Source organism: Pseudomonas sp. RW407 (assembly GCF_003176655.1).
Taxonomy (GTDB): Bacteria; Pseudomonadota; Gammaproteobacteria; order Pseudomonadales; family Pseudomonadaceae; genus Pseudomonas; species Pseudomonas delhiensis.
Window position 1 is genome coordinate 771996 of the sequence record NZ_QGSL01000106.1, and the last position, 2869, is coordinate 774864.

Consider the following 2869-nt stretch of genomic DNA (forward strand, 5'->3'; position numbering starts at 1 on the left):
GCTTCCTTGGCCTCCAGGGCCGACGGGCCGGCGGCCAGTTCGCGGTCCAGTTGCGCGGAGTCCAGCTGCTTGCACCACTTGGCGACCACCACGGTGGCCACGCCGTTGCCCACCAAGTTGGTCAGGGCGCGGGCCTCGGACATGAAGCGGTCGATACCGAGGATCAGCGCCAGGCCGGCGACCGGCAGGTGGCCCACGGCGGACAGGGTGGCGGCCAGGACGATGAAGCCCGAACCGGTGACGCCGGCAGCGCCCTTGGAAGCGATCAGCAGCACCAGCAGCAGGGTCAGCTGGTGGGTGATGTCCATCGGGGTGTCGGTGGCCTGGGCGATGAACACCGCGGCCATGGTCAGGTAGATGGAGGTGCCGTCGAGGTTGAAGGAATAGCCGGTGGGGATCACCAGGCCGACCACGCTCTTGTCGCAACCCAGCTTCTCCATCTTGGCGATCATGCGCGGCAGCGCCGATTCCGAGGAGGAGGTGCCGAGGACGATCAGCAGCTCTTCGCGGATGTACTTGATGAACTTCAGGATGTTGAAGCCATGGGCGCGGGCGATGCCGCCCAGGACGACGAGCACGAACAGCAGGCAGGTGATGTAGAAGCACGCCATCAACTGGCCCAGTTGCACCAGCGAACCCACGCCGTAGGCGCCGATGGTGAAGGCCATGGCGCCGAAGGCGCCGATGGGGGCGACCTTCATGATCACGTTGATGATGTTGAACATCACCTGGGTGAAGCGCTCGATGAACTGGAAGATCGGCTGGCCATAGCTGCCCAGGCGATGCAGGGCGTAGCCGAACAGTACGGAGAAGAACAGCACCTGGAGGATGTCACCGTTGGCGAAGGCGCCGACCACGGTATTGGGGATGATGTTCATCAGGAAGTCGACGGTGCTCTGCTTCGCGCCGGCGGCGGCGTAGGCGGCGATCTTGCTGGTGTCCAGGCTGGCCGGGTCGACGTGCATGCCGGCGCCGGGCTGGACCACGTTGACCACCACGAGGCCGATGATCAGCGCGACGGTGGAGACGATCTCGAAGTACAGCAGGGCCATGCCGCCGGTCTTGCCTACCGCCTTCATGCTCTGCATGCCGGCGATGCCGGTGACCACGGTGCAGAAGATGATGGGCGCGATGGCCATCTTGATCAGTTTGACGAAGCCATCGCCCAGGGGCTTCATCAGCACGGCAGTCTGCGGGTAGTAGTGGCCCAGGGCGATGCCGATAGCGATGGCGATCAGCACCTGCACGTACAGGCTCTTGTAGAAGGGTTGCTTGGTCATTGCGGCAGGGTCCTCTTGAGCTGGCGGCCCGCCTTCCTGGCGGCGGCGCGTTGCCCGAAGCGTTATCTCCCTTCTGTGGGAGAATTTGTTTTCGTCCTGCCCGTCGGCAGGCCTTGGAACCCTATTGGCAAGCCCTGTGCCAAATCGCCACTTCTTGAATTTTACTTTATTTTCAATGAGTTATAAAAATACACAGTGACCGGGCGGACTGGTCGATGGCGGAAACCCGCCAGGCCCGCGGCGGGTTTCCCGCCACTTGGCGGGTATCCGCCAGGGCCCCGGGTGCCTTAGATTTGCCCCACGGCCGCCGCGAAGCGGCGCCCGGCACACACGCAGCAGAACAAGGAAAACCCATGCGTGAACGCACCATCGCCAGCCATTTCGTCCGCGCCGCCCTGCGCGGCGCCCAGCGCCAGGGCCGCGACATCCTGCCCCTGCTGCGCGCCGCCGGCATCCAGCCGGCGCTGCTCGAGGAGCCGCGGGCGCGGGTCTCGCCGGAGCAGTTCGGCCGGCTGATCCAGGTGGTCTGGGAGGACCTCGACGACGAGTACATGGGCTTCGGCGAGGTGCGCAGCAAGCGCGGCACCTTCGCCATGATGTGCCACGCCATCATCCAGTGCCGCACCCTGGAGAAGGCCCTGGGCCGCGGCGCGCTCTTCTACGACCTGTTCCCCGCCGCCCCGCGCATCGAACTGCGCCGCGACGGCGAGCGCGCCGAGCTGGTGCTCGACCACAGCCTGCTGCAGGACCCGGAGCACTTCCTCACCGAGAGCCTGCTGGTGATCTGGCACCGCCTGGGCAGCTGGCTGATCGGCCAGCGCATCCGCCTGGAAGAAGCCCGCTTCGCCTACCCGCAGCCGGCCCACGCCGCCGAGTACGACCTGCTGTTCCCCTGCCCGCGGCGCTTCGACGCCGACAGCACCGGGCTGAGCTTCCAGGCGCGCTACCTGGACATGCCGCTGCTGCAGGACGAGCGCAGCCTCAAGCACTTCCTCAAGGACTCCCCGGCCGACCTGCTGGCCCGCCCGGACGGCGGCGACAGCCTGACCAGCCAGATCCGCCGCCTGCTCGGCCGCGACTGCCGGCGCTGGCCGGACCTGGAAAGCGTGGCGCAGCAACTGCACATGAGCCCGCAGACGCTGCGCCGCCACCTGCGCGAGGAAGGCCCGAACTTCCAGGAACTCAAGGACCAGCTGCGCCGCGACCTGGCCATCTACCACCTGGGCCGCGACGAGCTGTCGATCCAGGACATCGCAGACCAGCTCGGCTTCTCCGAGCCCTCGGCGTTCCACCGGGCGTTCAAGAAATGGACCGGGCTGACGCCGGGGGCGTACCGGGCGCAGCAGGGGGAGTGAAGGGCCTGGCGGGCGATGGGTATCGCTGCCTGCGACGGCGTTTTCCTGCCCCCGTAGGAGCGGACCTTGTCCGCGATAGCCGGAACCACCGGCGCGATTCGCGGATGAGATCCGCTCCTACGCCGCCCCACCCACGCCATTCCCATGTAGGAGCGCGCCCTGCGCGCGATTTCGCGGGCAGGGCCCGCTCCTACAGGTTGCCGGGAAACACGGTATTTCTCCCCCGTAGGAGCG

2 protein-coding genes are annotated in these 2869 nt (G+C 66.8%); one reads left to right on the plus strand and one right to left on the minus strand.

Annotation, left to right across the window (positions count from 1 at the left end; genetic code table 11):
- Positions 1-1280: dicarboxylate/amino acid:cation symporter (locus DK254_RS20330; RefSeq protein ID WP_109935798.1), on the minus strand; the 1280-nt coding region annotated here is incomplete at its 3' end.
- Between the two features lie 353 nt (positions 1281-1633).
- Between DK254_RS20330 and DK254_RS20335 the strand changes: the two genes are divergently transcribed.
- A complete protein-coding gene (locus DK254_RS20335) occupies positions 1634-2635 on the plus strand; it encodes an AraC family transcriptional regulator (protein WP_109935214.1) in 1002 nt (333 codons plus the stop codon).
- Positions 2636-2869 lie beyond the last annotated feature (234 nt).